The following is a 24,325-nucleotide window of genomic DNA, read 5'->3' as shown; positions in this document are numbered from 1 at the left end:
ACTGCGCGGTGCCCGTGGTGCAGCATCCGCATCACGGGCACCGCACAGAGGCAGGTGCTTGGATCGAGCCATGGCCTCCCGACTGACCGAGATCTCCCTCGACTGCCACGACCCGGACCGGCTCGCCGACTTCTGGACGGGGGTGCTCGGCTGGGAGGTGCTCCACCACGAGCCCGGGCTCGTGGAGATCGGCCCGGGCGGTCGCGACGACGCCGAGCTGCTCGAGGCCGTCCGCTCGGGACCGGTCTCACCGACGATCTTCCTGGCGCAGGTGCCGGAGGAGAAGGTGGCGAAGAACCGCGTCCACTTCGACGTGTCCCCCGTCGACTGCTCGCAGGACGACGAGGTGGAGCGGATCCTCGCGCTCGGCGCCACCCGGGCGGACATCGGCCAGAGCGGCGACGAGTCGTGGGTCGTGCTGGCCGATCCGGAGGGCAACGAGTTCTGCGTGCTCCGCAGCCTGGCGCCGGAGCACTTCTCGCTGTGACCGGGCCGTCGGTCGACCTGCCCATCGAGACCGAGCGGCTGGTGCTGCGGGCCCACCGGATGGACGACCTCGACGACCTCGCCCGCTTCCACGGTGACCCCGAGGTCGTGCGCTACGTCCCGTGGCCGGTCCGCGACCGCGCCGCGACCGAGGAGACCCTGCGCACCAAGCTCGAGCAGACCGTGCTCGACGAGCACGGCCAGTGGCTGGTGCTGGCCGTCGAGCTGCGATCGACCGGCACGGTGATCGGGGAGGTGCTCCTCAAGTGGGCCTCGGACCGCCAGGGCGAGCTCGGCTTCGCGTTCGGTCGCGACCACCACGGGCAGGGGTACGCCGCCGAGGCCGCGCGCGCGATCCTCGGCCTCGCCTTCGACGACCTCGGCTTCCACCGCGTCTCGGCCACCGTGGTCGAGGGCAACGACGCCTCGGTCCGGCTGCTCGGCCGGCTCGGCTTCCGGCAGGAGGCCCGCCACGTCGACGGCGAGGTCTTCAAGGGCTCGTGGATCACCGTGCTCCACTTCGCGCTGCTCGAGGACGAGTGGACAGCGCGGATCAGTCGCCCGTCATGAAGTCCCGCAGCACGCGCGCGAACCGCTCGGGGTCGTCGAGGTGCGGGAAGTGGCCGGCACCCTCGAACAGCTCCACGCGGCAGTCGGGAACCGCCCGCTGCGCGCTGAGCGCGTGCCACGCGGGGATCATCCGGTCCTTCGAGCCCCACACGATCAGGGTGGGCGGCGGGGTCACGGCGCCGAGGTGGTCGTGGGCACTGATGCTCTGGCCGCCGAAGTCGATGACCGCGCGAGTGGTGGCGAGGAACGCCCGCCGGCTCTCGCGGTCACCGAGCGAGGTGAATCCCCGCCAGATGGCGCCGACGTCGGCCCCGGGCTTCCAACCGACCTTCTGCGCACCTCGCCCGAGGGCCTCTACCCGTGAGAGGACGGGAGCGGACGCGGCCACGCTGAGCACCTGCTCGGCGCCCGGCAGGGTGGCCGCGCGGAGCACCAGGTTGACCTCCCGGCCGAGGCCGCCGCTGGACACCAGGACGAGGCGGTCCACCCGGTCGGGGAAGAGGTAGTAGAACTGCATCGCGATGCCGCCGCCGAGCGAGTGCCCCACGAGGGTGATCCGCTCGACGCCGAGGTGGTCGAGCAGGTCGCGCAAGGTCGCGGCGTGGGAGCTCAGCGAGTAGTCGCCACTCGGCTTGGCCGACTCGCCGTGCCCGAACAGGTCCGGCACGACGACCCGGTGGTCGTCGTCGACCTGGTCGACGAGGTGCGACCACTGGCGCTGCGAGCCCAGGATGCCGTGGATGAAGAGGACGACCGGTCCGGAGCCGCTGTCGACGTACGACAGCTCGTGGCCGTGGAGGGTGACCGTGTGTGGAGCCAGGCGGGCCATGGGACGTCATCCTCGCGGTGGTGGGTGGCGGCTGGTTACCCCACGGTAGCCGCGATCCCGTCGGCCAGCGGCGCTCAGCCGGCGGCGAGGGCCTCGCGCAGGCCGTCGGCGTCCAGCTCCGCGCCGTAGGCCGGCTTGTCGCGGTCGAAGCGCTTGCCCTCGGCGAGGGGTCCGGCGTCGACGACGTCGAAGCCGAACGACTCGATCAGGTCGGTGACGACGGCCTTGGCGTCCGCGTCGTCGCCGGCGATCGCGAGGGCGCGCCGGTTCTCGGCGCCGGCCGGGCGGCCCTCGGTGACGATGTGGGCGGCCTGGATCGCGTTGAACGCCTTGACGACCTTCGAGGTCGGCAGGTGCGCGGCCAGCATCTCGCTCACGCTCGTACGGCCCTCGTCGAGCTCGGCGTAGTGGCCGTCGCGCTCGAAGTAGTAGTTGTTGGTGTCGATGACGACCTTGCCGGCGAGGGGCTCGACCGGCACGTCGAGGTAGGCCTTGAAGGGCACGGTCACGACCACCAGGTCGCCGGCCTCACCCGCCTCCGAAGCCGTCGCGGCCCGGGCTCGCGGGCCGAGCTCGGCCACGAGGTCGGACAGGGTCTCCGGTCCCCGCGAGTTGCTGAGCACGACGTCGTGCCCCTGCTCGATCGCACGGCGCGCGATCGCCGTGCCGATGTGTCCACTGCCGATGAGTCCGATGGTTGTCATGCTGGTGGAACAGCGCGACGCGCGGTCTGCTTCCCGCTCAGCCCGTGACCCCGAACCTCTCGACCCGGATCGCCTCCGGGCTGAAGCCGGCCTCGAGCAGCAGGTCCTCGGCGAACCCGGCGAAGCGGGCGGAGCCGCAGACGTAGGCCAGCTCGACCCCGGCCAGCAGCGGGGCGAGCTCGTCCGCGGCGGGAGGGCCTGGTGGGCGGTCACCGACCTCGTGCCGGGTGTGGGCGATCGTGGCTCCGGCGCGCGCGAGCTCGTCGGCGTAGGGCAGGTCCTCCGGGCCGCGGGACACGGCCACCACCCGCAGCTGCTCGGAGCGGCCGTGGTGCCGGGCGGCGCGGATCATCGACACCGCTGGGACGACGCCCGTGCCGCCGACGAGGCACAGCGCCGGCGTGTAGGTGTCCCATCGGAACCAGCGGCCGATCGGTCCGCGCAGCTCGAGGACATCCCCGACCTCGGCGACGTCCGCCAGGAACTCCGACACCTCGCCGTCCGGGAGGCGTTCGACGAGGAACTCCACGAGCGGGTCGCTGTCGTCGGACGCCAGCGAGTACGACCGCTGGGCCGTGTAGTCGTCGGGGGCGCGCAGCCGGATGAGGTAGTGCTGGCCGGGCCAGTGGCGCTGGCGGTCCTCGACGTGCATGCGGAGCCGGACGAGGTTCGGCGCCGGCAGGTCCTTGGTGATGATGCGTCCGGTGGTCCACGAGGTGGCTCCGGTGCCGCCCGGGTCGAAGGAGGCTGCCGGGTCGTCGGCGGCGCCGGTCACGGGTCGCCCTGGTAGCGCTGCTCGAGCCACGGGTCGCCGCGGTCGTGGTAGCCGTTCTGCTCCCAGAACCCCGGCCGGTCGGTGGCGGTGAGCTCGAGTCGGCTGATCCACTTCGCCGACTTCCAGAAGTAAAGGTGCGGCACGAGCAGCCGCACAGGCCCCCCGTGCTCGGCCGTCAGGGGCTTCCCGTCGAACTCCCAGACGACCCACGCCTTGCCGCCGGTGATGTCAGCGAGCGGCAGGTTGGTCGTGTAGCCCGTCGAGGAGTGGGCCATCACGAAGGCCGCGTCGGCCTGTGGCCCGGCGACCGCGAGGAGGTCGTCCACGGAGACGCCGGTGAACACCACGTCGAACTTCGACCAGGTCGTGACGCAGTGGATGTCTCCACTGTACGACGACCGTGGCAGCTGCTGGACCTCGTCCCAGGTCCACGTGGTCGGCCGCTCCACCAGTCCGTCCACGCCGATGGTCCAGGACTCGCGCGCGATCCGCGGCGTCGCCTCGGCGGTGAGCACCGGCCAGCCCGCACCCGTGTCGTACTGACCGGGTGGCAGGCGGCCCTCGGGGCCGTCAGGTCGGCGGCGGCGGAAACCTCGGGTCACGGGCACGGGACGAGCCTAGCCACGACGGCGCCCCGGGCACACTGATGTGCATGGCTCTCCGGGACCTCACGCGATCCGTCGCGGGCGGTGCGCTCTCGTCCGGCATGGCGAGGCTCAATGCCCGCCACCCGTGGAGCCACAACGACCACTTCCACCGATGGATCCTGTCGAACCTGCCGGCGCGCCGTCGTAAGGCGCTCGATGTCGGGTGCGGGCAGGGCGGGCTGGTCGCCGCACTCGCCCCGCTCTTCGACACCGTGGTCGGCAACGACGCCGATCCGGCGATGTGCGACGACACGGCCGACCGGTGCGCCGACCTGGCGAACGTCACGATCGCCGGTGGCGACTGGGCGCACCTCGACGGACCGTTCGACCTCGTCACGATGGTGGCGGTGCTGCACCACCTCGACGTCGACGCGGCGCTGCGCGACGTACGGGACCTGCTGGCTCCCGGCGGCCGCTTCCTCGTCGTCGGGCTCGCTCCTCCGCGATCGGTCACCGACCACCTCTGGGACGCGGCGTCGATGGTGACCAACCCGTTGATCGGCTTCGCCAAGCACCCGCGGGTCAGTCGCGTCGGCCCACAGCCGCCGTCGTACCCGGTGCAGGACCCCGTGATGGCGTACGACGACCTCCGCAGGCGGACGGAGGCCGTCATGCCCGGCGCGCGGATGCGCCACCGAGTGGGCTTCCGCCACACGATCGCGTGGACGAAGCCGGCATGACACGGCTCCCCTGCCGCCCGTCACCAGGTGCGGCAGGGGAGCCGGGTCCTCAGGTCGTCAGCCGCGCAGGTTCTTCAGGTTGTTGAAGCTGAACGCGGCCAGCTCGAGCGACTGGCCGGGGACAGCGGCACTGGGCGCACTGTCCTGCTCCCACATCGGGTTGTGGTAGCCCTTGGCGCCGACACCGCCCAGGAACGCCCTGTAGTCGATGACACCGGCACCGAACGGTGCGAACGCGTAGCCGTCGCGGGTGCCGGGCTGCGACGTGCCGTCCTTGGCGTGGAACAGCGGGTAGCGCAGCGGACCGAAGGTGTTGACCGTGCCGAGCGGGTCGAAGGGGTCCGCCACCGTCGTTCCGTCCTCGGCGACGTAGGAGCCGAACCGGTACTGCGCGACGTGCGCCCAGTAGATGTCCATCTCCAGGAAGACGTAGCGCGAGTCGGTGTTGTTCATGAACCACTCGAGCCGTCGCACGCCGGACTGCCGGGTCGGGCGACCCTGCGCGTCCAGGGGGCCCACGTCGTTGAGGTGGGAGTAGGCCTCGGCGTGGTTGTGCGTGTAGAGCTTGAGCCCGTGCTTGTTCATCGCGCGCTCGCCGAGGATGTTCCACCGGTCGGCCGCGAGCTGCCAGTCGGCGAGGTAGGCCGAGCTGGTCGGGTCGCTGCCGGTGCCGATGTGACCCATGCCCAGGACGTTGGCAGCCTCGCAGGCGGCATCGAAGGTGGCCAGCGTGGCGTCGGTGATCGTGCTGGGGATGCTGCCGTGGTTGCCCTCGGCCTCCAGGCCGTTGTCGTCGAGCCACTGCTTGAGGAGCGCGGGCGCCGGCGTACGTCCACCCTCGGCGTTGGCGTGCTGCGTGTAGCCGGCGAACTCGATCTGCTTGTAGCCGATCCGGGCGAGCTCGGCGAACACCTCCTTGAAGCCTGACGGGAGGCTGGAGGCGAGCGGGTCGCGACCGACCGCGTCGCGCACCGAGTAGAGGATGATCCCGAGCTTGCCGCGCGGGACGAGCACGCCGTTGCCCTTCGCTGCCGCGGAGGAGCTGAGCGGGCCGACCATCGACGCGGCGGCGAGACCGGTGGAGGCCGCCATCAGCTGGCGGCGGCTGAGACCGAAGCTGCGCCGCAGTGCGGGCGTCTCCTCGGACCTGATGTCAGGTGTCTTCATGGTGGGTTCCTCCAGGGGGCGGGTCGAGCGTGGCACCACGTCGGGGGTGTGGCGTACGTCACGGCGTGACCCTGCGAACCTAGGCAGTTCGGACGGCGAACGTCAATCTTTTGTCTATCAATCGACGAAAGTGGTCATCGTCCTCAGCTCCCCCACCACAACCGAATTCGCATCAGGCGCGTCTCCCGACATGGCACGCTTCCTGCGTCTCACTCACCACACGGGGGTTCCATGCGTCGCCTTCACGTCAGCCTGCTCGGACTGGCCGTGGTCGCCGCGGCGGTCAGCACGCCCGCCTCGGCGTCCGCCTCCTCCTCGGACGACGGGGCCTCCGGCCCGCGCGTCGTCGCCGGCGCCTTCTCGCCCAACGGCGACGGCCGGGACGACACCCTGCTGGTCCGCTACGTCCTCCCCCGTGACGCCGACCGGGTCGAGCTGACGATCGACGAGCTGTACGCCGGGCCGACCGACCACGTGCGGGTGGTCCGGCTGGGACGCGTCGAGCAGGGCTCGCACTCGTGGACCTTCGACGGCCGCAACGGCAACGGCACGATCGTCGACGACGGCACCTATCGCGTGTCCTTGTCCTACGCGGGCTCCCCGGCAGCTGCCGGGAACCGACTCGTGGTCGACACGAGCTTCTCGCCCCGGCTGGCCGTCGACTCCGGCGCGATCCGGCTGGCCGGCGTGAACCCCGCCGTCTATCCACGCACCTCGGTGGTGCGCGACGCCCTCCACCTGTCCGGCCTCGTCGAGCACAGGACCCGCCGCGTCTCGCTCACGATCCGGAACCCACGGGGTCGGGTCGTGCTGCGCAAGGTCAAGCGCAACGTGAAGGGCCCCGCGCAGGTCTACTCGAGCGTCTTCGACGAGCGGTGGACCGCGCGGGTGGATGGCCGGCCGCTGCCCCCGGGTCGCTACCGGGCCGTCATCGCAGGAGTCGACCGGGTGGGCAACCGTGGCCGCGTCGAGCAGCCGATCTGGGTGTCGAAGGAGCGCCTCGTCTGGCACGAGGAGGTCAGGACCGTCCGGCCGCAGGGTTCGGAAGGGGGCGGCGCGTGCTTCTTCGACGGCGGCGCGGGCTGTTCCGATGCCGAGACCTTCAACCCGCCGTGCGGGACCGTCACGGCGAGCCAGCTGTACGCCGGTGGCCTGAGCTATCGCTCCGCACCGTGCCCCGAGGGGCGGACCGGCAACGACCGCGCCGGCATGAGCCACTGGCTGCCCTTCCCCCAGGCACCCCGAGGCGTGGCGCGGGCGCGCGTCCGGTTCGTGGGCGCACCCACCCACGCCGGTGAGGGCGACGTCGGGACGCTGTCCGTCTCAGCGACTGCGGGCCAGCAGAGCTCGTTCACCACCAGCGCCACCGGCAGCGAGACCGCCGACGTCACGCCGCGCTACGGCCTCGGCGTGGATGGCGACACCAGCGGCAGCGCGGACCCGATCCCACCCGGTGTCCTGTGGGGGTTCTCGACCACCAGCGGCAATGCCGTCGACGTGCAGGAGTTCGTCGTGACCGCGCGCTACCTCGCGGTCGAGGACTGATCCCACCGAATCGTGCAGTGCTGCTCCCAGCACCCCCCAAGGGAGGACGCGCCATGCGCATTCCTTGCGCACAATGCATCCATTGCTCGTGTGACTCCGAACACACGATGCCGTGACTCCAAGAGGCGATGGCCGTCACGTCTGCGCAGTGTCCTGCACAACGTATGCACCAGACCCCTAGGAGTAGTTGCTGATGAACCACTCACGACCCACCAAGCGGCACGGGGCGATCGCCCTGGCGTGCGCCGGCGGCCTGCTGACAGCAGTCGGCTTCGCCGGTCTCGGTCCGCTCGCTGCGACCGCGTCCAGTCACCGGGAGGCACCACTCATCTCGGGGACGCCCCAGTACGACGGGACGGACCTCTACGCATTCCGCAGTCCGGAGAAGAAGAACACCGTCACACTGATCGCCAACTGGCTGCCCTTCGAGGAGCCCGCGGGCGGTCCGAACTTCTACAGCTTCGCCACCGACGCGCGCTACGACATCAAGATCGACAACAACGCGGACGCGAAGCCCGACGTGATCTTCCGGTGGACGTTCAAGGACCACTACGTCACGGGGAACACGTTCCTGGCCGCCACCGGCCCGGTCACCTCCCTGACCGACAAGAACCTGAACTACTACCAGACCTACAAGCTGCAGCGCTTCTACAAGAACAAGAAGAAGACGCTGATCAAGAGCCGTCGCGTGGCGCCCTCGGACATCGGCGCGGCGTCGATGCCGGCCTACAACAAGCTGCGCAGCCAGGCCGTCACCCGGGTCGGCAAGAACATGAAGTCCTTCGCCGGTCAGGCCGAGGACCCGTTCTTCCTCGACCTGCGCGTCTTCGACCTGCTCTACGGCGGTGACCTCTCCGAGGCCGGCGACGACACCCTGGCGGGCTTCAACGTCCAGTCGGTGGCGCTGCAGGTCCCGCAGAAGTGGGTCGCCAAGCGCCACAACCCGGGCAAGAACCCGGTCATCGGCGTGTGGACGACCACGTCGAAGATGAACGCCACCGGCAAGCGCTACACCCAGGTCTCGCGCCTGGGCAACCCGCTGGTCAACGAGGTCGTCATCCCGCTCAAGCTCAAGGACGCGTTCAACGGTCTCGAGCCCACGGGCGACGCAGTGGCGCTCAAGTACGTGACCAACCCCGAGCTGCCGAAGCTGATCGAGGCCGTCTACGGCATCAAGGCACCCGCGACCCCGCGCAACGACCTCGTGTCGGTGTTCCTCACGGGCGTCAAGGGCCTCAACATGCCCAAGGGCAAGATCACCCCGAGCGAGCAGCTGCGACTCAACATGTCCACCCCCGTGACCGCCGAGCCCAACCGGCTCGGTGTGATCGGTGGCGACACGCAGGGCTTCCCCAACGGTCGCCGTCTCGGTGACGATGTCATCGACATCGCGCTCCAGGTGGTCGAGGGTGAGCTCGTCGGATCAGCGAACGACCTCGGCGACGGCGTCGACACCAACGACACCGCCTTCGACAACACCTTCCCCTACCTGGCCCTCCCGGCCAGCGGCAGCAATGCCGACCCGCACCCGTCCACGGGTGCCTCGGCCAAGCAGTCGGCGAGCAAGGGAGGCGTGCTCCAGCGCGTCGTCCCGGGTCGCCAGAGCTCGGCAGCCTTCATCGGCGTGGGACTCCTTGCCCTCGTCGGTGGCATCAGCGGCGCAGTGCGCCGCCGCAAGGCCTGACCGTAGAGCGCGTCCGACCGCGCGGCGTTGCACGCCGCGCGGTCGGACCGTGCCGTGGGGCGCAACGTCAGCTACCGACGTCCGGATGCGGACGTCGAACGGTCAGACGTTGAAGCGGAACTCCACGACGTCGCCGTCGGCCATGACGTAGTCCTTGCCCTCCATGCGCACCTTGCCGGCCTCCTTGGCCTTGAGCATGGTGCCAGCCGCCATCAGGTCCTCGAAGGAGACGACCTCGGCCTTGATGAAGCCCTTCTGGAAGTCGGTGTGGATGACACCGGCGGCCTCGGGGGCGGTGGCGCCCTTCTTGATCGTCCAGGCCCGCGTCTCCTTGGGGCCGGCGGTCAGGTAGGTCTGGAGGCCGAGGGTGTCGAAGCCGACCCGGGCGAGCTGGTCGAGGCCGGACTCGGTGATGCCCATCTCGGCGAGCATCTCGTGGGCCATCTCGTCGTCGTCCATCTCGGCGAGGTCGGCCTCGAACTTGGCGTCGAGGAAGATCGCCTCGGCCGGCGCGACGATCTCGCGCATCTTGTCCTTGAGGGCGTCATCGGCGAGCTCGTCGGCGTCGCAGTTGAAGACGTAGATCAGCGGCTTGGCCGTCAGCAGCGACAGCTCGCGCAGCAGGGTGCGGTCGATGTCGGTCGCGATGATCGGGGTGCCGGACTCCAGCGCGTCCTTGGCTGCGCGGGCGGCGTCGAGGTTCGCGACGAGGTCCTTGACCTTGCGCGACTCCTTCTCCAGGCGAGCGATCGCCCGGTCGACGGTCTCGAGGTCGGCGAAGATCAGCTCGGTCTGGATCGTCGAGATGTCGTTGGCGGGGTTGACCTCGCCGTCGACGTGGGTGACGTCCTCGTCGCGGAAGACCCGGGTCACCTGGCAGATCGCGGCAGACTCGCGGATGTGGGCGAGGAACTTGTTGCCGAGGCCCTCGCCCTGCGAGGCGCCGCGCACGATGCCGGCGATGTCGACGAACTCGACCGTGGCCGGCAGCACCTTGGCCGACTCGAACACCTCGGCGAGCTGCGGGAGCCGCTCGTCCGGCACGCCGACGACGCCGACGTTGGGCTCGATCGTCGCGAACGGGTAGTTCGCCGCGAGGACGTCGTTCTTGGTCAGTGCGTTGAAGAGCGTCGACTTGCCCGCATTGGGGAGACCGACGATGCCGATGGTGAGAGCCACGGGCGGGGAGTCTACGGCGGCGACGGACGCGTGCACGAAACGTGAGCCCGCACGCGAACGAGGGCCCGATCCCGCGCGACGAGCGCAGCGGGTCGGGCCCTCCCCCCGGTCAGGCGGGGTGCCGGCTCAGGAGCCGTACACGCTCCGCGCGCCCTGGCGGTCCGTCTCCGTCATGGAGAGGTCGCTCGACGAGCCGTTGCACTGCGGGTAGTGCATGATCGACGCCGAGTCGTACGGCGTCAGCGGCCGCCAGTTGTTGTCCTCGAAGCAGGTCCCGGCCTCGGGCCGCGTGTGCTCGTGGCGGAAGCCGAGTGCGTGGCCGAGCTCGTGGGCGAGGATGTTGGACGGCGTCCAAGAGCCCGAGGTCCAGATCGAGTCGTCGACCAGGACGTTGCGCTGGCTGTCCGGCGTGCTCGGGAAGAACGCCCGCGCGATGTACTGGGTGGTGTTCACCGGCTCGACGGAGAACAGCACGGAGTTGTTGCTCACCGTGCAGTTGGCGTCGGCCGACGGCACGTAGGTGAAGTTCACCCCGCTCGAGGCGGCCTCCCACTGACCGGCGCCGGACTGCATCGCCGACACCATCGCCGACTTGTAGGACCCGAAGCGGTCGCTGACGCAGTAGGTGAGGTTGCGGGCCGTGGTGGCGGACCACGTGTCGTCCGCACCGCCCACGGTGTTGATGACGAGCGACTGCGAGTCGGTGTCCTTGGAGCCGACCATGCTGTCGTAGTAGTCGCGCAGCTGCTGGGTCGTCGCGATGGTCTCGTCGCCGTTCACGACGTACTGACCGCCGACGTCCTGGAAGGTCGCGTCCTTGAACTCCTGGAAGCTCGGCACGTCCTCCCGAGCAGGTGCTGCACTCGCCGGCTGCATCGACGCAGCCAGCGCGCCCGCTCCGATGACGGCGGCCAGGGTCCTGATGATCGTGGTCTTCATGTGTGCTGTCACTTCTTCCGGTTGGATTGGTGGTGGCACCTCCACCACACCCCGGTCTAGACCAGAGGGGAAGGTCTGGTCAGGGTCAGGTGTGTGCACTGCATGAACCTGCAGAAGTCCATCGGCCACTCCGCCCGAACGCCGGATTGCACAAGTTCGCCCGCGCGGTCGCACCTGCAAGACTCGCCGCATGAATCACGTGCTCCGCGAGCCCGCGCACCGGGTCTCGCCGCAGGCGGTCCCCTACTGGCGGCTGTCCGCGGCGGTCGGCGACGTGGTCCTCGTGGTCGCCGCCGTGGTGGCGTACGCCGTCATCCCCGACGTCCCGGGCTGGACGCTGGTCCTCGTGCTGCTCGTCGCCGCCGCCGCCGTCGCGCACGTCGTGCTGATGCCGCGGATCCGCTTCCGCGTCCACCGCTGGGAGGTCACCGACACGGCGGTGCACACGCGCTCCGGCTGGATCGGGCGCGAGACCCGCATCGCACCGATCAGCCGCGTGCAGACGGTGGACTCGCGCCAGGGAGCGCTGATGCGACTCTTCGGGCTGGCCTCGATCACCGTCACGACCGCCTCGGCCGCGGGTCCCATCACCGTCGACTGCCTCGACGCCGAGACGGCGCGCGAGGTGGTGGCCCGGCTGACCGCGATCACGGCCGCCGCCCCGGAGCAGGACGACGCCACGTGATCCCCGCCCCGGGGGACGGGTGGTCCCGGCTCAGTCCACGCAAGCTCCTGCTCGACCCGGTGAAGGCCATCGGCCAGGCGATCGTGCCGGTCGTGGTCGCCCTGGTCGGGATCAGCCAGAGCGGCGGCCGGTTCGGGTGGGTGATCCTCCCCGTCGCGGTGCTCGGCCCCCTCCTTTTCGGTGCGCTTCCGTGGCTCACCACTCACTACCGGCTGACCGACACGCAGATCCAGGTGCGCAGAGGCGTCCTGAACAAGAACACCTCCACCGCGCCGCTCGACCGGGTCCGCAGCGTCGACCTCGAGGCCTCCCTGCTGCACCGGATCCTCGGCCTGCAGAAGGTCGAGATCGGCACCGGCGTCGACGACGACCGGATCACCCTCGACGCCCTGGCGGCGGCCGACGCCCACGCACTGCGTACGACGCTCCTGCGCCGCCGCGAGGCACCGGAGGCCACGCCGGGCACGGACGCCGACGAGGTCGACGGGCCGGTCCCCGTGCCGGTCGCGGCGCCGGCCGAGCTCGCCCGGATCGACTGGTCCTGGCTACGCTTCGCCCCCTTCAGCCTGGCCCGGCTCGTCCTCCTGGCCGGAGCGGTCGGCGTGCTCTCGCAGTTCGGCGACGACCTGCCCATCTGGAACGAGGAGACCGCGCGCTCGACGTGGGACTGGGTGATGCAGTTCGCCCTCGTCGCAGTCATCGCGGTCCTCGCTGTCGGCGGGCTCGCCGTCTGGCTCGTCGTGTCCGTGACCGGCTACGTCGTCCAGTGGTGGCGCTTCCTGCTCGTCCGCGAGCACGGCTCGCTCCACCTGACGAGCGGGTTGTTCACCACCCGCTCGATCACCGTCGAGGAGGCCAAGGTGCGCGGCGTCGAGATGACCGAGCCCCTCCTGATGCGGGTCGTGGGCGGTGCCGAGCTCTCGACACTGGCGACCGGCGTCGAGGACGGCGTCACGCAGGTCCTGCCGCCGTGCCCGCGCGACGTGGCGATCGGCGTGGGCGAGACCGTGCTGGAGCACCGCGGGCCGCTGACCGACCCCCTCGTCGAGCACGGCCCCCTCGCACGGCGACGCGCGTGGTTGCGCCAGATCCGGGAGTCCTTGGTCGTCATCGCCGCCGGAGCCGTTGCGACATGGTGGTTCGACCTCTCGTGGTGGTGGGTCGGCCTCGGCGGGCTCGCCCTGCTGCTGGTCTCAGCCGCGGTCGGCGAGGCGTCGTACCGCCACCTCGGCCACGCCCTCGCCGGCGACCACCTCGTCGCGGGCAGCGGGCTCGTGGCGCGGGTGCGTACGGCCCTCGAGACCGACGGCATCATCGGCTGGGTGGTCTCCCAGTCGTGGTGGCAGCGCCGCATCGGTCTCGCCGACCTGGTCGCGACGACAGCGGCGGGCCACGAGCGGGTGCTCGTGCGCGACGTACGCCTCGAGGTGGCCGTCGAGCTCGCGGACGCGGCGACGCCCGGCCTGCTGACCGAATTCCTGGCGGAGACGGCCTAGGACAGGGCTAGAACCAGCTCGCCTGCATGTCCAGCGTGGTCGTGTCGCCCGAGGCGAGCAGGTCGAGCATCGGCGTGACCTTCGGCAGCTCCCAGCCGAAGAAGTAGCGCGCGGCGGCCCGCTTGCCGTCGTAGAAGTCGCCCTCCTTCTCCCCCACCGCGACGAGCTGCTCGAGCCACATCCACGCGATCACGACGTGGCCGGCGGCCTCGAGGTAGACGGTGGCGTTGGCCATGATCCGCTCCGGGTCGCCGAGCCCGGCGAGCCCGAACGTCACCTCGCCCAGCCGGTCGACCGTCGCCTTGAGGGCCGCCGCGTGGGCGGCCGGCTCGCCGCCGAGCGCGGTCGCGCCGTCGACGGTCTCCTGGATCCGCCCGGCCAGCGCGAGCAGCGCGGCGCCACCTCCGCCCAGCACCTTGCGGCCGAGCAGGTCGAGCGCCTGGATGCCGTGGGTGCCCTCGTGGATCGGGTTGAGCCGCTGGTCGCGCCAGTGGGCCTCGACGTCGTGGTCGCGCGTGTAGCCCGACCCGCCGAGCACCTGGATCGCGAGGCTGCACGACTCCTGGCCCCACTGCGAGGGCCACGACTTGGCGATCGGCGTGAGGATGTCGAGGAGCTGGCCGACGGCGAGCCGCTCGGCGTCGTCGGCGGCGGTGACCTGCTCGTCGAGGAGCCGGCTGCACCAGAGGTTCAGCGCGAGCGCGCCCTCGACGTAGGACTTCTGCGCCAGCAGCATCCGGCGGACGTCGGCGTGCTCGATGATCGGCACCTGCGGCCCGGTCGGGTCGGCGGCGGTCAGCGACCTGCCCTGCGGGCGGGAGCGGGCGTACTCCAGCGACTTGAGGTAGGCCGTGTAGGCCGTGGTCGTCGCCGACATCCCGACGCCGAGGCGGGCGGCGTTCATCATGTGGAACATGTAGGACAGGCCCTTGTGGGGCTCGCCGACGAGGTAGCCGACGGCACCGGGCGCGCCACCCGGCGTGAAGGCGCCGTCGCCGAAGACCGGCGCGGTGTTGACCGTGCCGCGGCTGCCGAGCTTGTGGTTGATGCCCGCGAGGGAGACGTCGTTGCGCTCGCCGATCGAGCCGTCATCGTCGACGAGGTACTTCGGGACGATGAACAGCGAGATGCCGCGCGAGCCGGCGGGCGCGTCGGGCAGCTTGGCCAGCACCAGGTGAACGATGTTGTCGCCCATCTCGTGGTCGCCGCCGGAGATCCACATCTTGCTGCCGAAGATCCGGTGCGTGCCGTCGTCGGCGGGCACCGCGCGGGTGACGACGTCGCCGAGGCTCGAGCCGGCGTGCGGCTCGGACAGCGTCATCGTGCCGAAGAACCGGCCCTCCAGCATCGGTCCGACCCAGCGCTCGACCTGCTCGGGCGAGCCGTGCGCGAGCAGCAGGCCGGCGTTGGCGATGGTGAGGAAGGAGTACGCCGCGGTGCCGATGTTGGCGGCGGTGAACCACGCCATGCAGGCCGACGCCACGACGCGCGGCACCTGCATGCCGCCGTGCTCCTCGTCGAGCGAGAGGGTCAGCAGGTCGGCCCGGCTGAGCTTCTGGAGCGCGGCCTCGATCTCGGGGATCAGGGTGACCTTCGAGCCGTCGAACGTCGGCTCCTCGGTGTCGCTCTTGCGGTAGTGCGTCGCGAAGTGCTCGGTGGCGAGCTCCTCGCAGAGCGCCAGCAGGGCGTCGTACGACGCACGGTCGTGCTCGGCGAAGCGCGGTCGCTCGCTGAGCCGCTCGACGTCGAGCCACTCGAAGAGCATGAACTCGAGGTCGCGGGCGGAGAGGATCGTGGAGGGCACGTGCAGACCGTAACCGGCAGACGAACGCCCCCTCCGCTCGGGACGGAAGGGGCGTTCGAGATCGTGCCGGGGATCAGGCGCCGTAGAGGGCAGCCGCTCCCTGGCGGTCGGTCGCGGTCATCGACAGGTTGCTCGACGAGCCGTTGCACTGGGGGTAGTGCATGATCGACGCCGAGTCGTACGGCGTCAGCGGACGCCAGTTGTTGTCCTCGAAGCACGTGCCGGCCTCCGGGCGGGTGTGCTCGTGGCGGAAGCCCAGCGTGTGGCCGAGCTCGTGGCCGAGGATGTTGGACGGCGTCCACGAGCCCGAGGTCCAGATCGAGTCGTCGACCAGGACGTTGCGCGAGCGCTTCGGGCTGCTCGGGAAGAACGCCCGGGCGATGTACTGCGAGGTCTGCACGGGCTCGACGGAGAAGAGCACGTTGTTGTTGCGGGTGGTGCAGCTCGCGTCCTGCGACGGGACGTAGACGAAGTTGATCCTCGACGACGCGGCCTCCCAGAGGCCGGCGCCACCGTTCATCGCGTTGACGATGTCGGCCTTGCGCGTGCCGAACTTGTTGCTGACGCAGTAGGTGAGGTTGCCGACCTGGGCGGTCGACCACTTGTCGTCGGCGCCGCCCACGGTGTTGACGATCAGACCCTCGTTGAGGCTGTCCTGGCCGACGAGGCGGTCGTAGAAGGTGCGGAGGTCGGCGTTGGTGCCGGCCGGCTCGTCACCGTTGACGATGTACTGGTTGTCCGCGTCCTGGTAGGTCGCGGCCTTGAACTCCTGGTAGGTCGGCACGGTGGTGCCGGTCTCCGTGGCGGCGATGGCCGGTGAGGCCAGTGCCGCGCCGAGGAGTGCGGAGCTGGCGAGGGCGATCGCCCCGAGTCGACTGCGCTGCATCGTGATTTCTTCTCCTTGATGGGGGATGTGGGCACACGCCATCTCGGAGTCCATGAAAGGGGTCGACGGAGGTGGAACCAGGTCGATCCGGTGGTGAGCACGAAGTTCCCGAGACCAGTGCGCTGCCCAGAACCTGCCCCAAGACCCAGGATCTGTAAAGGGCCGGCGCCTCCCTAGGGTGGACTCGTGCGCATCGCCACCTGGAACGTCAACAGCCTCCGCTCCCGCATCGACCGCGTCGAGGCCTTCGTGCAGCGACACGACATCGACGTGCTCGCGCTGCAGGAGACCAAGGCCCGCGAGGAGCAGCTCCCGCTGATGGGTCTCCAGGCCCTGGGCTACGACATCGCGGTCGCCGGCCTCAACCAGTGGAACGGCGTCGCCCTGCTCTCGCGCGTCGGCCTCGAGGACGTGCAGGTCGGCTTCGAGGGCATGCCGACGTGGGGCGATCCGGCGGCCGAGGAGGCCCGTGCGATCGCCGCGACGTGCGACGGCGTACGCATCTGGTCGCTCTACGTCCCCAACGGCCGCAAGCCCGACGACCCGCACTACACCTACAAGCTCGACTGGCTCGCGCGGCTGCGCGAGACCGCCCGCGGCTGGCTCGACACCCCGACCGCGATGGTCGGCGACTGGAACATCTGCCCGACCGACGACGACGTCTTCGACCCCGCGCAGTTCGCGAAGTCGACCCACGTGACGCCGCCCGAGCGCGCCGCCTTCCAGGGCTTCCTCAACGACGGCTACGCCGAGGTGACCCGCGAGCACGCCCCCGGCTACACCTACTGGGACTACTACCGCCAGCGCTTCGAGCGCGACCGCGGCCTCAAGATCGACTTCGTCGTCGCCTCGCCCTCGCTGGCCTCGCGCGTCACCGGCGCCTTCATCGACAGGGACGAGCGTGACCCGGCACAGGGCACCGGCTCACCGTCCGACCACGCGCCGGTGGTCGTCGACCTCGGCTAGCGCTCAGCCGATGGCGACCGGCTGCGGCGTGCGCCGGATGGCGTACGACATCGCGGCGGCGAGCACGCACAGCCCGGCCGCGGCGTAGAAGGCCGGGTCGTAGCCGCCGGTGACGTCGCGGACGATGCCGGCGCCGGTGGCCGCGATGGCGGCGCCGACCTGGTGGCTGGCGAAGACCCAGCCGAAGACGATCGGCCCGGACGCCGCGCCGAACCACTCGCGGCAGATCGCCACGGTCGGCGGGACCGTCGCCACCCAGTCGAGGCCGTAGACGATGATGAAGACCCACATGCTGGGGTGGACGTGCGGCGACAGCAGTGCCGGCAGGGTCATCAGGCCGACGCCGCGCAGGGCGTAGTAGCCGACGAGCAGCAGCCGCGGGTCGACCTTGTCGGTCAGCCAGCCCGACGCGATCGTGCCGACGACGTCGAAGATCCCGACCACGGCGAGCAGCGAGGCGGCCGTCGTGGCGGGCATGCCGTGGTCGTGGCTGGCCGGGACGAAGTGCGTGGCGATGAGGCCGTTGGTGGTCATCCCGCAGATCGCGAAGCCGCCGGCGAGGAGCCAGAACGTCCGGGTCCGGGCGGCGTCGCGCAGCACGCCGAGTGCACGCCCGGCGCTCGAGCCGACCTGCTGGTGCGGCGGCGGGCCGGGGTCGGCGTCGGTCGCGCCGAGCGCCTTCAGCCCGAGGTCGGCCGGGTGGTTGCGGAGGAAGGCGAGCACGAGGGGTACGACGGCCAGTGCGGCCGCGGACGCCAGCAGCGCCGCCGTACGCCAGCCGTGGTGGGTCGCGAACCACGCGACGACCGGCAGGAAGATCAGCTGGCCGGTGGCGTTGCCGGCGGTGAGGATGCCGCTGACGAGGCCGCGGCGGGCGACGAACCAGCGGCTGGTGACGGTGGCGACGAAGGCCATCGACATCGAACCGGTGCCGACCCCGACGAGCAGGCCCCAGGTGAGGATCAGCTGCCACGGCTCGGTCATGAAGACGGTGAGCCCGCTGCCGACCGCGACCATGAGGAGCGCGAAGGTGACGACCGGCCGGACGCCGAACCGGTCCATCAGCGCGGCGGCGAAGGGCGAGATCAGGCCGAAGAGCATGAGGTTGAGGGAGACGGCCGACCCGATCAGGCCGTGCGACCAGCCGAACTCGTCGTGCAGCGGCTCGATCAGCACACCCGGCACCGAGCGGAAGGCCGCGGCCCCGACCAGCGTCACGAAGGCGACCGCGGCCACGATCCACGCGTAGTGGACCTTCTGAGCGCGGTCGACGGCGGGCGCGGGACCCGGCGGAGGGCTCGTCATCGTCACGCGGGCCAGCCTCTCGCACCGCGTCCCGGCCGGACGAGTGGCAGAATTGCCAACATGTGCAAGGATCCGGCCATGCCGTCTCCCCACCGCGTGGTCGTCCTGGCCATCCCGCCGGTGATCGGCTACGACCTGACCATCCCGCCCCAGGTGCTGGGTGAGGCGCGCGACGCGTCCGGGAACCCGCTCTACGACGTCCAGGTCGTGTCGGTCGACGACCGACCGGTCGCCACCAGCAAGGGCTACGCGATCGCGCCGTCGGCCGGCGTCGAGGCCCTCGCCACCGCCCAGACCGTGGTCGTCCCGGGCACGATGATCCACGGACCGCGGCGCGAGGGCACCCTCCCCGACGACCTGCGGGCGGCCCTCGCCACCGTGCCCGCAGACGCCCGCTGGGTCTCGATCTGCACCGGCGCCTTCGTGCTCGCCGCGGCCGGGATCCTCGACGGGCAGCGGGCCACGACGCACTGGAAGTACGCCGACGACTTCCGTCGTCTCCACCCTGCCGTGGCCGTCGACGAGGACGTCCTCTTCACCGACGACGGCCGCGTGCTGACCTCGGCCGGACTGAGTGCCGGCATCGACCTCTGCCTCCACCTCGTCCGTACGGACCACGGGACTGCCGTCGCCAACGCCGTCGCACGCCACATGGTCGTGCCGCCGTGGCGCGACGGCGGGCAGGCGCAGTTCATCGAGCGGCAGGTCCCCCGACGCAGCGACGAGACGACGAGCGACGTGCGCGCCTGGGCGCAGGCCCACCTCCACCAGCCCCTCGACGTGACCACCCTCGCGCGGCGCTCGTCGATGAGCGTGCGGACCTTCACCCGCCGCTTCCGCGAGGAGACCGGCCAGTCCCCCGGCGCCTGGGTCACCCAGCAGCGGATCCGCCACGCCCAGCACCTGCTCGAGGCCACCGACCTCCCGGTCGACCAGGTGGCGACCCGCGCCGGGATGGGCACCGCTGCGTCGCTGCGCCAGCACCTCCGGGCGAGCCTCGGCGTCTCCCCCTCGGCCTACCGGCGTACGTTCCGCGGGGACTCGACCTCGGTGTAGTCCAGTGACTTCTGGCTGCCCGGCCCAGGTAGTCCAGTGAGATCTGGCTGCCATCCCCGGTCCTGGACAGCCAATTCTCACTGGACTACCCCGACAGGGCCGGGGTCGAGCTCCCCGTGAGTGTCGGTGGTGGCCTCCATGCTGGATCCATGGACACCTTCCCCCTGCTGCTCACCCTGGCGCTGGTCCTCGCCGTGGGCCTCGGCCTCGGCGCCGTCATCGGCGTGCTGTGGTCGCGCAGCCGGCCCGAGGACGACGTCGCGGTGGCCGCGCTCCAGCAGCGCGTCGCGGACCACGCCGTCGTCCAGGACGGGCTCGAGCGCCTCCAGGACCAGCTGAGCGACCTCGCCCACGACCGCGTGGCCTGGCAGGCGCAGCTGCACCAGCAGGTGGCCGACGTACGCCTGTCGACCGACACGCTCCGCCGCGAGACCAGCACCCTCGCCGCCGCGCTGCGCAAGCCGCAGGTGCGCGGGCAGTGGGGCGAGCTCCACCTGCGACGCACGGTCGAGCTCGCCGGACTGGTCGACCGGTGCGACTTCGCCGAGCAGGTGCGCCTCGACGACGGCCGGCTCCGACCCGACCTCGTGGTCAACCTGGCGGGGGGCCGCACGATCGCGGTGGACGCCAAGGCGCCGCTGGCGGCGTTCCTCGACCTGACCGGCACCGACGACCCGGCCGAGCACGACGCCGCGATGGCCCGGCTCGGCGAGCACGTGCGCAAGCACGTGGCCGACCTCGGCTCGCGCCGCTACTGGGAGGCGCTGGCCGGGACGCCCGAGTTCGTCGTGCTGTTCCTGCCCGGCGAGGCCATCCTCCAGGCGGCGCTGCAGGCCGTGCCCGACCTCGTCGAGCAGGCCGCCGCGCGCAACGTCGTGCTCGCCACGCCCTCCACGCTCATCGCGCTCCTGCGCACCGTCGCCCAGGGCTGGCAGCACGAGCTGCTCAACGCCCAGGCCCACGAGGTGCAGCGGCTCGGCCAGGAGCTGCACGCCAGGCTCGGGTCGATGGCCGGTCACCTCGACCGGGTCGGTCGTTCGCTCGGTGCCAGCGTTGCGGCCTACAACCAGGCGATGGGCTCGCTCGAGGGCCGGGTGCTGGTCTCCGCGCGCCGCTTCGCCGACCTCGGCGTGACGTCGGAGCAGCTCGACTCCCCGCGCCAGGTCGAGGTCGCGCCCCGCTCGCCGTCGGCACCCGAGCTGACCGCTCTCGACGGCGTGCCGACCGTGCTCGACGAGCCGACCCTCGACGACCTGCTGGCCCAGCAGGCCGATCCAGACTCTGCGGACCGCGCGGCGCGCCGCGCGGAGGGTGCCTGGGATGCGTCCTAGGTTGAGCGTCGTGAACCAGGCCGAAGCGTTCTGGGAGGTCGGCCGCGAGCCGGGCCGCCAGGTGGTGTCGCTCGGCGTCGCCGTCACGCTCACCGCGGTCAGCATCGACGTGCTGCTCGTCGGCCGGCTGTCCATCTTCTTCGACCTGTGCTTCATGGTGTTGTGCCTCGGCCTGGCCGCGCTCGTGCGTCGGCGTGACTTCTACCTGGTCGCGCTCCTGCCACCGCTGCTGATGACGGCCGTCTTCGCCTTCGTCGCACTCGTCGCCCGCGGCGCCGTCGCCGATCCGACCGACAGCGTGCTGCAGGCGATCGTCTCGGGAGTGGCCACGCACGGCGTCGCCCTCTTCCTCGGCTACGCCCTCTGCCTGGGCTGGCTCGGCTGGCGGCTCCACCGCGAGGGCGAGGCCGACATGGCCACCGAGCTCAGCCGCGAGCTCTCGCGCCCCGCCTGAGCCAGTCGGGTCCGCCGGTCGACGCCGTCGCGAGCGTCATCAGGCGGGTGTGATGGCAGGCGGAGGGCCGAACGCGGGCCGCCAGGCCCGTCGAGTGCTCGACAACGCCGCCAGCGCGCCCGCCTGGTGACGCGCAGCAGGCGAGAGACCGGTGGATCCGACTGGGCTACTCCTCGAAGCGCGACACGTCGCCCGCCCCGTGGCGTACGACGACGGGCTGGGCCTCCGACCAGTCGATCACCGACGTGGGCTCGGCGGTGACCTCGCCGGACTCGACGACGATGTCGACCACGTGGTCGAGGTCCTCCTTGATCTCCCAGCCCATGGTCCGCGCCTCGGTCTCGCCGGGCAGGATCAGCGTGCTGGTGAGGATCGGCTCGCCGAGCTCCTCGAGCAGTGCACAGACCAGCGTGTGGTCGGGGATCCGGACGCCGACCGTGCGCTTCTTAGGGTGCATCAGCCGCTTCGGGACCTCCCCGGTCGCGGGGAGGATGAAGGTGTACGGCCCGGGCGTCGCCGCCTTGATCGCACGGAACGCGTAGTTCTCCACGTGCACGAACTGCCCCAGCTGGGCGAAGTCCTTGCACATCAGCGTGAAGTGGTGGCGGTCGTCGAGCTCGCGGATCCTCAGGATCCGGTCGCGGCCGTCGCGGTTGCCGAGCTGGGCGCCGAGCGCGTAGCCGGAGTCGGTCGGGTAGGCGATCAGCTCGTCGTTGCGCAGTGCCTCGACGACCTGGGTGACCAGCCGCGGCTGCGGGTTGTCGGGGTGGATGTCGACGAAGCGCGCCACGACTCAGGCCTTCTGGGCCGCGCGGAGGTCGCGGCGCAGCTCGGGCGGCAGGGCGAAGATCAGCGACTCCTCGGCGGAGTGCACGGCCTTGGCGTCGGGGTAGCCGCGCTCGGAGAGGAAGGCCAGCACCCCCTCCACGAGGTCCTCGGGGACGGACGCGCCGGACGTCACCGACACGGTCTCGACGCCGTCGAGCCAGGCCTCGTCGATCTCGGTGTGGTCGTCGACGAGGTAGGACGCCTTCGCACCGGCCTCGAGGGCCACCTCGACGAGGCGGACCGAGTTGGAGGAGTTGCGCGAGCCGACCACGATCACCAGGTCGGCGCTCTGCGAGATCTCCTTGATCGCGAGCTGGCGGTTCTGGGTGGCGTAGCAGATGTCGTCGCTGGGCGGGTCGAGCAGCAGGGGGAACTTCTCCCGGATCGCCGCGACCGTCTCCAGCGTCTCGTCCACGCTCAGCGTGGTCTGCGACAGCCAGGCAACCTTCGCGGGGTCGCGGACGACGATGCCGGCCACGTCGTCGGGGCTCTGCACGAGCTGGATGTGCTCGGGCGCCTCGCCGGCGGTGCCCTCGACCTCCTCGTGACCCTCGTGCCCGATCAGAAGGATGTCGTAGTCGTCGCTGGCGAAGCGCCTGGCCTCGTGGTGGACCTTGGTCACCAGCGGGCAGGTGGCATCGATGGTCTTGAGGCTGCGCTCGGCAGCCTGCGCGTGGACGGCCGGCGAGACACCGTGGGCGGAGAACACGACCGTGCGGCCCTCGGGCACCTCGTCGAGCTCCTCGACGAAGATCGCGCCGCGCGACTCGAGGTTGGCCACCACGTGCTTGTTGTGGACGATCTGCTTGCGGACGTAGACGGGCGCGCCGTAGAGGTCGAGCGCCTTCTCGACGGTGATCACGGCCCGGTCGACTCCCGCGCAGTAGCCACGGGGGGCCGCGAGGAGGACGTTCTTGGCGGTCTCGGGGTCGAGGACCGGGGGCAGGCCGAGGTCTGTCATGCCCTCGATCTTACGGGGGTGTCCGCGCCCTCCCCTATCCTCGCCGCGTGCCCTCTCTCCGCGACGCAACGGTCGAGTCCCCGGCTCCCGTGCGTGCGGTCGCCAACGCGGTCACGCAGTGGATCGACAAGCTCGGCAGCGTGTGGGTGGAGGGCCAGATCGCCCAGGTCAACCGGCGTCCCGGCGTCAACACGGTCTTCATGACGCTGCGCGACACCGTGGCCGACATCTCGGTGACGCTGACCTGCCAGCGCTCGCTCTTCGACTCGATGAACCCGCCCCTCGTCGAGGGCGCGAGCGTCGTGGTCCACGCGCGGCCGAGCTTCTACCCCAACCGCGGGTCGTTCTCGCTCGCCGCGCGCGAGATCCGGATGGTCGGCCTCGGCGAGCTGCTCGCCCGGCTCGAGCGGCGGCGCCAGCTGCTGGCCGCCGAGGGACTGTTCGCGCCGGAGCTCAAGCGCGACCTGCCCTTCCTCCCCGGCCTGGTCGGCCTGGTCACCGCGCCCAACAGCGCCGCCGAGCGCGACGTCCTGGAGAATGCGCGCCGCCGCTGGCCGGCCGTGCGGTTCGAGGTGGCCTACGCCGCCATGCAGGGCACCCGGTCCGCCGCCGAGGTGATGGAGGCCCTCGACCGGCTCGAGCGCCACCCCGACGTCGACGTCGTGGTGGTGGCCCGGGGCGGTGGCTCGATCGAGGACCTCCTGCCCTTCTCCGACGAGGCGCTGATCCGCGCGGTGCATGCGATGCGTACGCCCGTGGTGTCCGCCATCGGCCACGAGCCCGACCAGCCGCTGCTCGACCTCGTCGCCGACGTCCGGGCCTCGACACCCACCGACGCCGCCAAGCTCGTGGTGCCCGACATGGCCGAGGAGGCCCACGGCGTCACCTGGGCGCGCGACCGGCTGCGCCAGGTGATCACCCAGCGCATCGCGCGCGAGCAGGAGTGGCTCGGCCAGGTCCGGTCGCGACCGGCGATGGCCGACCCGCGCAACCTGCTCACGGCGCGGTCCGACGAGCTCGACGAGCTGCTGGCGCGCGCTCGCCGTACGCTCTCGCACCGGCTCGACCGCGCCGCCGACGACATCGGCCACCAGCGCGCCCGCGCCCAGGCGCTGTCGCCGCTCGCCACGCTCCAGCGGGGGTACGCCGTCCTGCAGGACGCCGACGGCCACGTCGTCACCTCCGTCGCGGGGGCCGCCGTCGGTGCCGCCGTGTCCGTACGGGTCGCCGACGGCCGGATCCACGCCACGACGGACCGCATCGAAGAAGCACCCCTGGTCGAGGAGGACCCCCATGCCTGACGCCCCCACCCAGCAGCAGCCCAGCTACGAAGAGGCCCGCGAGGAGC

At 71.1% G+C, this 24,325-nt stretch carries 24 protein-coding genes; 12 read left to right on the top strand and 12 right to left on the bottom strand.

Annotation, left to right across the window (positions count from 1 at the left end; genetic code table 11):
• Positions 1-70: 70 nt before the first annotated feature.
• On the top strand, positions 71-487 hold the full coding sequence (locus JI751_RS18970; RefSeq protein WP_201940161.1) for a VOC family protein: 417 nt from the start codon (positions 71-73) through the stop codon (positions 485-487).
• Positions 484-1,056 carry a GNAT family N-acetyltransferase gene (locus JI751_RS18965; protein ID WP_307814378.1) on the top strand — a complete coding sequence of 191 codons (573 nt, stop codon included), beginning with the start codon at positions 484-486 and terminating at the stop codon, positions 1,054-1,056. The genes JI751_RS18970 and JI751_RS18965 overlap by 4 nt, the downstream gene beginning before the upstream one ends.
• On the opposite strand, the gene JI751_RS18960 is transcribed toward JI751_RS18965, so the two are convergent.
• From JI751_RS18960 to JI751_RS18945, 4 genes are all read right to left on the bottom strand, one after another.
• On the bottom strand, positions 1,040-1,885 hold the full coding sequence (locus JI751_RS18960) for an alpha/beta fold hydrolase (RefSeq protein ID WP_201940159.1): 846 nt from the start codon (positions 1,883-1,885) through the stop codon (positions 1,040-1,042). The two genes, JI751_RS18965 and JI751_RS18960, sit on opposite strands and share 17 nt — an antisense overlap.
• Before the next feature lie 74 nt (positions 1,886-1,959).
• Positions 1,960-2,589 carry an NADPH-dependent F420 reductase gene (locus tag JI751_RS18955; protein WP_201940157.1) on the bottom strand — a complete coding sequence of 210 codons (630 nt, stop codon included), beginning with the start codon at positions 2,587-2,589 and terminating at the stop codon, positions 1,960-1,962.
• A gap of 37 nt (positions 2,590-2,626) precedes the next feature.
• The gene (locus tag JI751_RS18950; protein ID WP_307814377.1) at positions 2,627-3,364 is read right to left on the bottom strand and encodes an FAD-binding oxidoreductase; all 738 of its coding nucleotides are present in this window, start codon (positions 3,362-3,364) and stop codon (positions 2,627-2,629) included.
• Positions 3,361-3,972 (bottom strand): sulfite oxidase-like oxidoreductase, encoded by a 612-nt coding sequence (locus JI751_RS18945; RefSeq protein WP_201940155.1) that lies wholly within the window; start codon positions 3,970-3,972, stop codon positions 3,361-3,363. Before JI751_RS18945 ends, JI751_RS18950 begins: the two co-directional genes overlap by 4 nt.
• A 44-nt stretch (positions 3,973-4,016) precedes the next feature.
• Between JI751_RS18945 and JI751_RS18940 the strand changes: the two genes are divergently transcribed.
• Positions 4,017-4,691 carry a class I SAM-dependent methyltransferase gene (locus JI751_RS18940; protein ID WP_236666572.1) on the top strand — a complete coding sequence of 225 codons (675 nt, stop codon included), beginning with the start codon at positions 4,017-4,019 and terminating at the stop codon, positions 4,689-4,691.
• 57 nt (positions 4,692-4,748) lie between these two features.
• On the opposite strand, the gene JI751_RS18935 is transcribed toward JI751_RS18940, so the two are convergent.
• Positions 4,749-5,858, bottom strand: a complete 1,110-nt coding sequence (locus tag JI751_RS18935; RefSeq protein WP_201940153.1) for a sugar phosphate isomerase/epimerase family protein — start codon at positions 5,856-5,858, stop codon at positions 4,749-4,751.
• 231 nt (positions 5,859-6,089) lie between these two features.
• Between JI751_RS18935 and JI751_RS18930 the strand changes: the two genes are divergently transcribed.
• Both JI751_RS18930 and JI751_RS18925 read left to right on the top strand, forming a co-directional pair.
• On the top strand, positions 6,090-7,403 hold the full coding sequence (locus JI751_RS18930) for a FlgD immunoglobulin-like domain containing protein (RefSeq protein WP_201940151.1): 1,314 nt from the start codon (positions 6,090-6,092) through the stop codon (positions 7,401-7,403).
• A 193-nt stretch (positions 7,404-7,596) separates the two neighbouring features.
• On the top strand, positions 7,597-9,087 hold the full coding sequence (locus tag JI751_RS18925; RefSeq protein WP_201940149.1) for a DUF4331 domain-containing protein: 1,491 nt from the start codon (positions 7,597-7,599) through the stop codon (positions 9,085-9,087).
• A gap of 102 nt (positions 9,088-9,189) precedes the next feature.
• Here the strand turns inward: JI751_RS18925 and ychF are convergent, their stop codons facing one another.
• Both ychF and JI751_RS18915 read right to left on the bottom strand, forming a co-directional pair.
• A complete protein-coding gene (gene ychF, locus JI751_RS18920; RefSeq protein ID WP_201940147.1) occupies positions 9,190-10,266 on the bottom strand; it encodes a redox-regulated ATPase YchF in 1,077 nt (358 codons plus the stop codon).
• Positions 10,267-10,392: 126 nt separating this feature from the next.
• Positions 10,393-11,205 (bottom strand): M57 family metalloprotease, encoded by an 813-nt coding sequence (locus JI751_RS18915; RefSeq protein WP_201940145.1) that lies wholly within the window; start codon positions 11,203-11,205, stop codon positions 10,393-10,395.
• 190 nt (positions 11,206-11,395) lie between these two features.
• Between JI751_RS18915 and JI751_RS18910 the strand changes: the two genes are divergently transcribed.
• Together JI751_RS18910 and JI751_RS18905 are read left to right on the top strand one after the other, a co-directional pair.
• Positions 11,396-11,890, top strand: a complete 495-nt coding sequence (locus JI751_RS18910) for a PH domain-containing protein (protein ID WP_201940143.1) — start codon at positions 11,396-11,398, stop codon at positions 11,888-11,890.
• Positions 11,887-13,386 (top strand): PH domain-containing protein, encoded by a 1,500-nt coding sequence (locus JI751_RS18905; protein ID WP_201940141.1) that lies wholly within the window; start codon positions 11,887-11,889, stop codon positions 13,384-13,386. The genes JI751_RS18910 and JI751_RS18905 overlap by 4 nt, the downstream gene beginning before the upstream one ends.
• Before the next feature lie 7 nt (positions 13,387-13,393).
• Here JI751_RS18905 and JI751_RS18900 read toward each other — a convergent pair whose 3' ends face one another.
• Positions 13,394-15,190, bottom strand: a complete 1,797-nt coding sequence (locus JI751_RS18900) for an acyl-CoA dehydrogenase (RefSeq protein ID WP_201940134.1) — start codon at positions 15,188-15,190, stop codon at positions 13,394-13,396.
• Between the two features lie 73 nt (positions 15,191-15,263).
• Positions 15,264-16,076, bottom strand: a complete 813-nt coding sequence (locus tag JI751_RS18895; RefSeq protein WP_201940131.1) for a M57 family metalloprotease — start codon at positions 16,074-16,076, stop codon at positions 15,264-15,266.
• A gap of 186 nt (positions 16,077-16,262) precedes the next feature.
• Between JI751_RS18895 and JI751_RS18890 the strand changes: the two genes are divergently transcribed.
• Positions 16,263-17,042, top strand: a complete 780-nt coding sequence (locus tag JI751_RS18890; protein ID WP_201940129.1) for an exodeoxyribonuclease III — start codon at positions 16,263-16,265, stop codon at positions 17,040-17,042.
• A 3-nt stretch (positions 17,043-17,045) separates the two neighbouring features.
• Here the strand turns inward: JI751_RS18890 and JI751_RS18885 are convergent, their stop codons facing one another.
• The gene (locus JI751_RS18885; RefSeq protein WP_201940463.1) at positions 17,046-18,347 is read right to left on the bottom strand and encodes an MFS transporter; all 1,302 of its coding nucleotides are present in this window, start codon (positions 18,345-18,347) and stop codon (positions 17,046-17,048) included.
• A 78-nt stretch (positions 18,348-18,425) separates the two neighbouring features.
• Here JI751_RS18885 and JI751_RS18880 point away from each other — a divergent pair, with 78 nt between their 5' ends.
• From JI751_RS18880 to JI751_RS18870, 3 genes are all read left to right on the top strand, one after another.
• On the top strand, positions 18,426-19,403 hold the full coding sequence (locus JI751_RS18880) for a GlxA family transcriptional regulator (protein WP_201940127.1): 978 nt from the start codon (positions 18,426-18,428) through the stop codon (positions 19,401-19,403).
• A gap of 149 nt (positions 19,404-19,552) precedes the next feature.
• Positions 19,553-20,734, top strand: coding sequence for a DNA recombination protein RmuC (locus tag JI751_RS18875; RefSeq protein ID WP_201940125.1), 1,182 nt, complete (start codon positions 19,553-19,555; stop codon positions 20,732-20,734).
• 10 nt (positions 20,735-20,744) lie between these two features.
• Positions 20,745-21,188 carry a DUF6542 domain-containing protein gene (locus JI751_RS18870; RefSeq protein ID WP_201940124.1) on the top strand — a complete coding sequence of 148 codons (444 nt, stop codon included), beginning with the start codon at positions 20,745-20,747 and terminating at the stop codon, positions 21,186-21,188.
• 166 nt (positions 21,189-21,354) lie between these two features.
• Here JI751_RS18870 and JI751_RS18865 read toward each other — a convergent pair whose 3' ends face one another.
• Positions 21,355-21,978: an L-threonylcarbamoyladenylate synthase gene (locus tag JI751_RS18865; protein WP_201940122.1), complete on the bottom strand. Its 624-nt coding sequence runs from the start codon at positions 21,976-21,978 to the stop codon at positions 21,355-21,357.
• 3 nt (positions 21,979-21,981) lie between these two features.
• Positions 21,982-22,977 carry a 4-hydroxy-3-methylbut-2-enyl diphosphate reductase gene (locus tag JI751_RS18860; protein ID WP_201940120.1) on the bottom strand — a complete coding sequence of 332 codons (996 nt, stop codon included), beginning with the start codon at positions 22,975-22,977 and terminating at the stop codon, positions 21,982-21,984.
• Positions 22,978-23,024: 47 nt separating this feature from the next.
• On the opposite strand from JI751_RS18860, the gene xseA reads away from it, so the two are divergent.
• Positions 23,025-24,278 (top strand): exodeoxyribonuclease VII large subunit, encoded by a 1,254-nt coding sequence (gene xseA / locus JI751_RS18855; protein ID WP_201940118.1) that lies wholly within the window; start codon positions 23,025-23,027, stop codon positions 24,276-24,278.
• The last annotated feature ends 47 nt before the right edge of the window (positions 24,279-24,325 follow it).

The sequence above is a fragment of the Nocardioides baculatus genome (assembly GCF_016735675.1).
Taxonomy (GTDB): Bacteria; Actinomycetota; Actinomycetes; order Propionibacteriales; family Nocardioidaceae; genus Nocardioides; species Nocardioides baculatus.
The sequence above is the reverse complement of the archived record's forward strand: the minus strand, read 5'-3'. Positions and strand labels throughout refer to the sequence as shown.

Bases quoted from the DNA above. Each gene is read 5' to 3' on its own strand.
- JI751_RS18970 (WP_201940161.1), top strand. From the start codon at position 71: ATGGCCTCCCGACTGACCGAGATCTCCCTCGACTGCCACGACCCGGAC.
- JI751_RS18960 (WP_201940159.1), bottom strand. From the start codon at position 1,885: ATGGCCCGCCTGGCTCCACACACGGTCACCCTCCACGGCCACGAGCTG.
- JI751_RS18955 (WP_201940157.1), bottom strand. From the start codon at position 2,589: ATGACAACCATCGGACTCATCGGCAGTGGACACATCGGCACGGCGATC.
- JI751_RS18940 (WP_236666572.1), top strand. From the start codon at position 4,017: ATGGCTCTCCGGGACCTCACGCGATCCGTCGCGGGCGGTGCGCTCTCG.
- JI751_RS18935 (WP_201940153.1), bottom strand. From the start codon at position 5,858: ATGAAGACACCTGACATCAGGTCCGAGGAGACGCCCGCACTGCGGCGC.
- JI751_RS18930 (WP_201940151.1), top strand. From the start codon at position 6,090: ATGCGTCGCCTTCACGTCAGCCTGCTCGGACTGGCCGTGGTCGCCGCG.
- JI751_RS18925 (WP_201940149.1), top strand. From the start codon at position 7,597: ATGAACCACTCACGACCCACCAAGCGGCACGGGGCGATCGCCCTGGCG.
- JI751_RS18915 (WP_201940145.1), bottom strand. From the start codon at position 11,205: ATGAAGACCACGATCATCAGGACCCTGGCCGCCGTCATCGGAGCGGGC.
- JI751_RS18910 (WP_201940143.1), top strand. From the start codon at position 11,396: ATGAATCACGTGCTCCGCGAGCCCGCGCACCGGGTCTCGCCGCAGGCG.
- JI751_RS18895 (WP_201940131.1), bottom strand. From the start codon at position 16,076: ATGCAGCGCAGTCGACTCGGGGCGATCGCCCTCGCCAGCTCCGCACTC.
- JI751_RS18885 (WP_201940463.1), bottom strand. From the start codon at position 18,347: ATGACGAGCCCTCCGCCGGGTCCCGCGCCCGCCGTCGACCGCGCTCAG.
- JI751_RS18880 (WP_201940127.1), top strand. From the start codon at position 18,426: ATGCCGTCTCCCCACCGCGTGGTCGTCCTGGCCATCCCGCCGGTGATC.
- JI751_RS18875 (WP_201940125.1), top strand. From the start codon at position 19,553: ATGGACACCTTCCCCCTGCTGCTCACCCTGGCGCTGGTCCTCGCCGTG.
- JI751_RS18860 (WP_201940120.1), bottom strand. From the start codon at position 22,977: ATGACAGACCTCGGCCTGCCCCCGGTCCTCGACCCCGAGACCGCCAAG.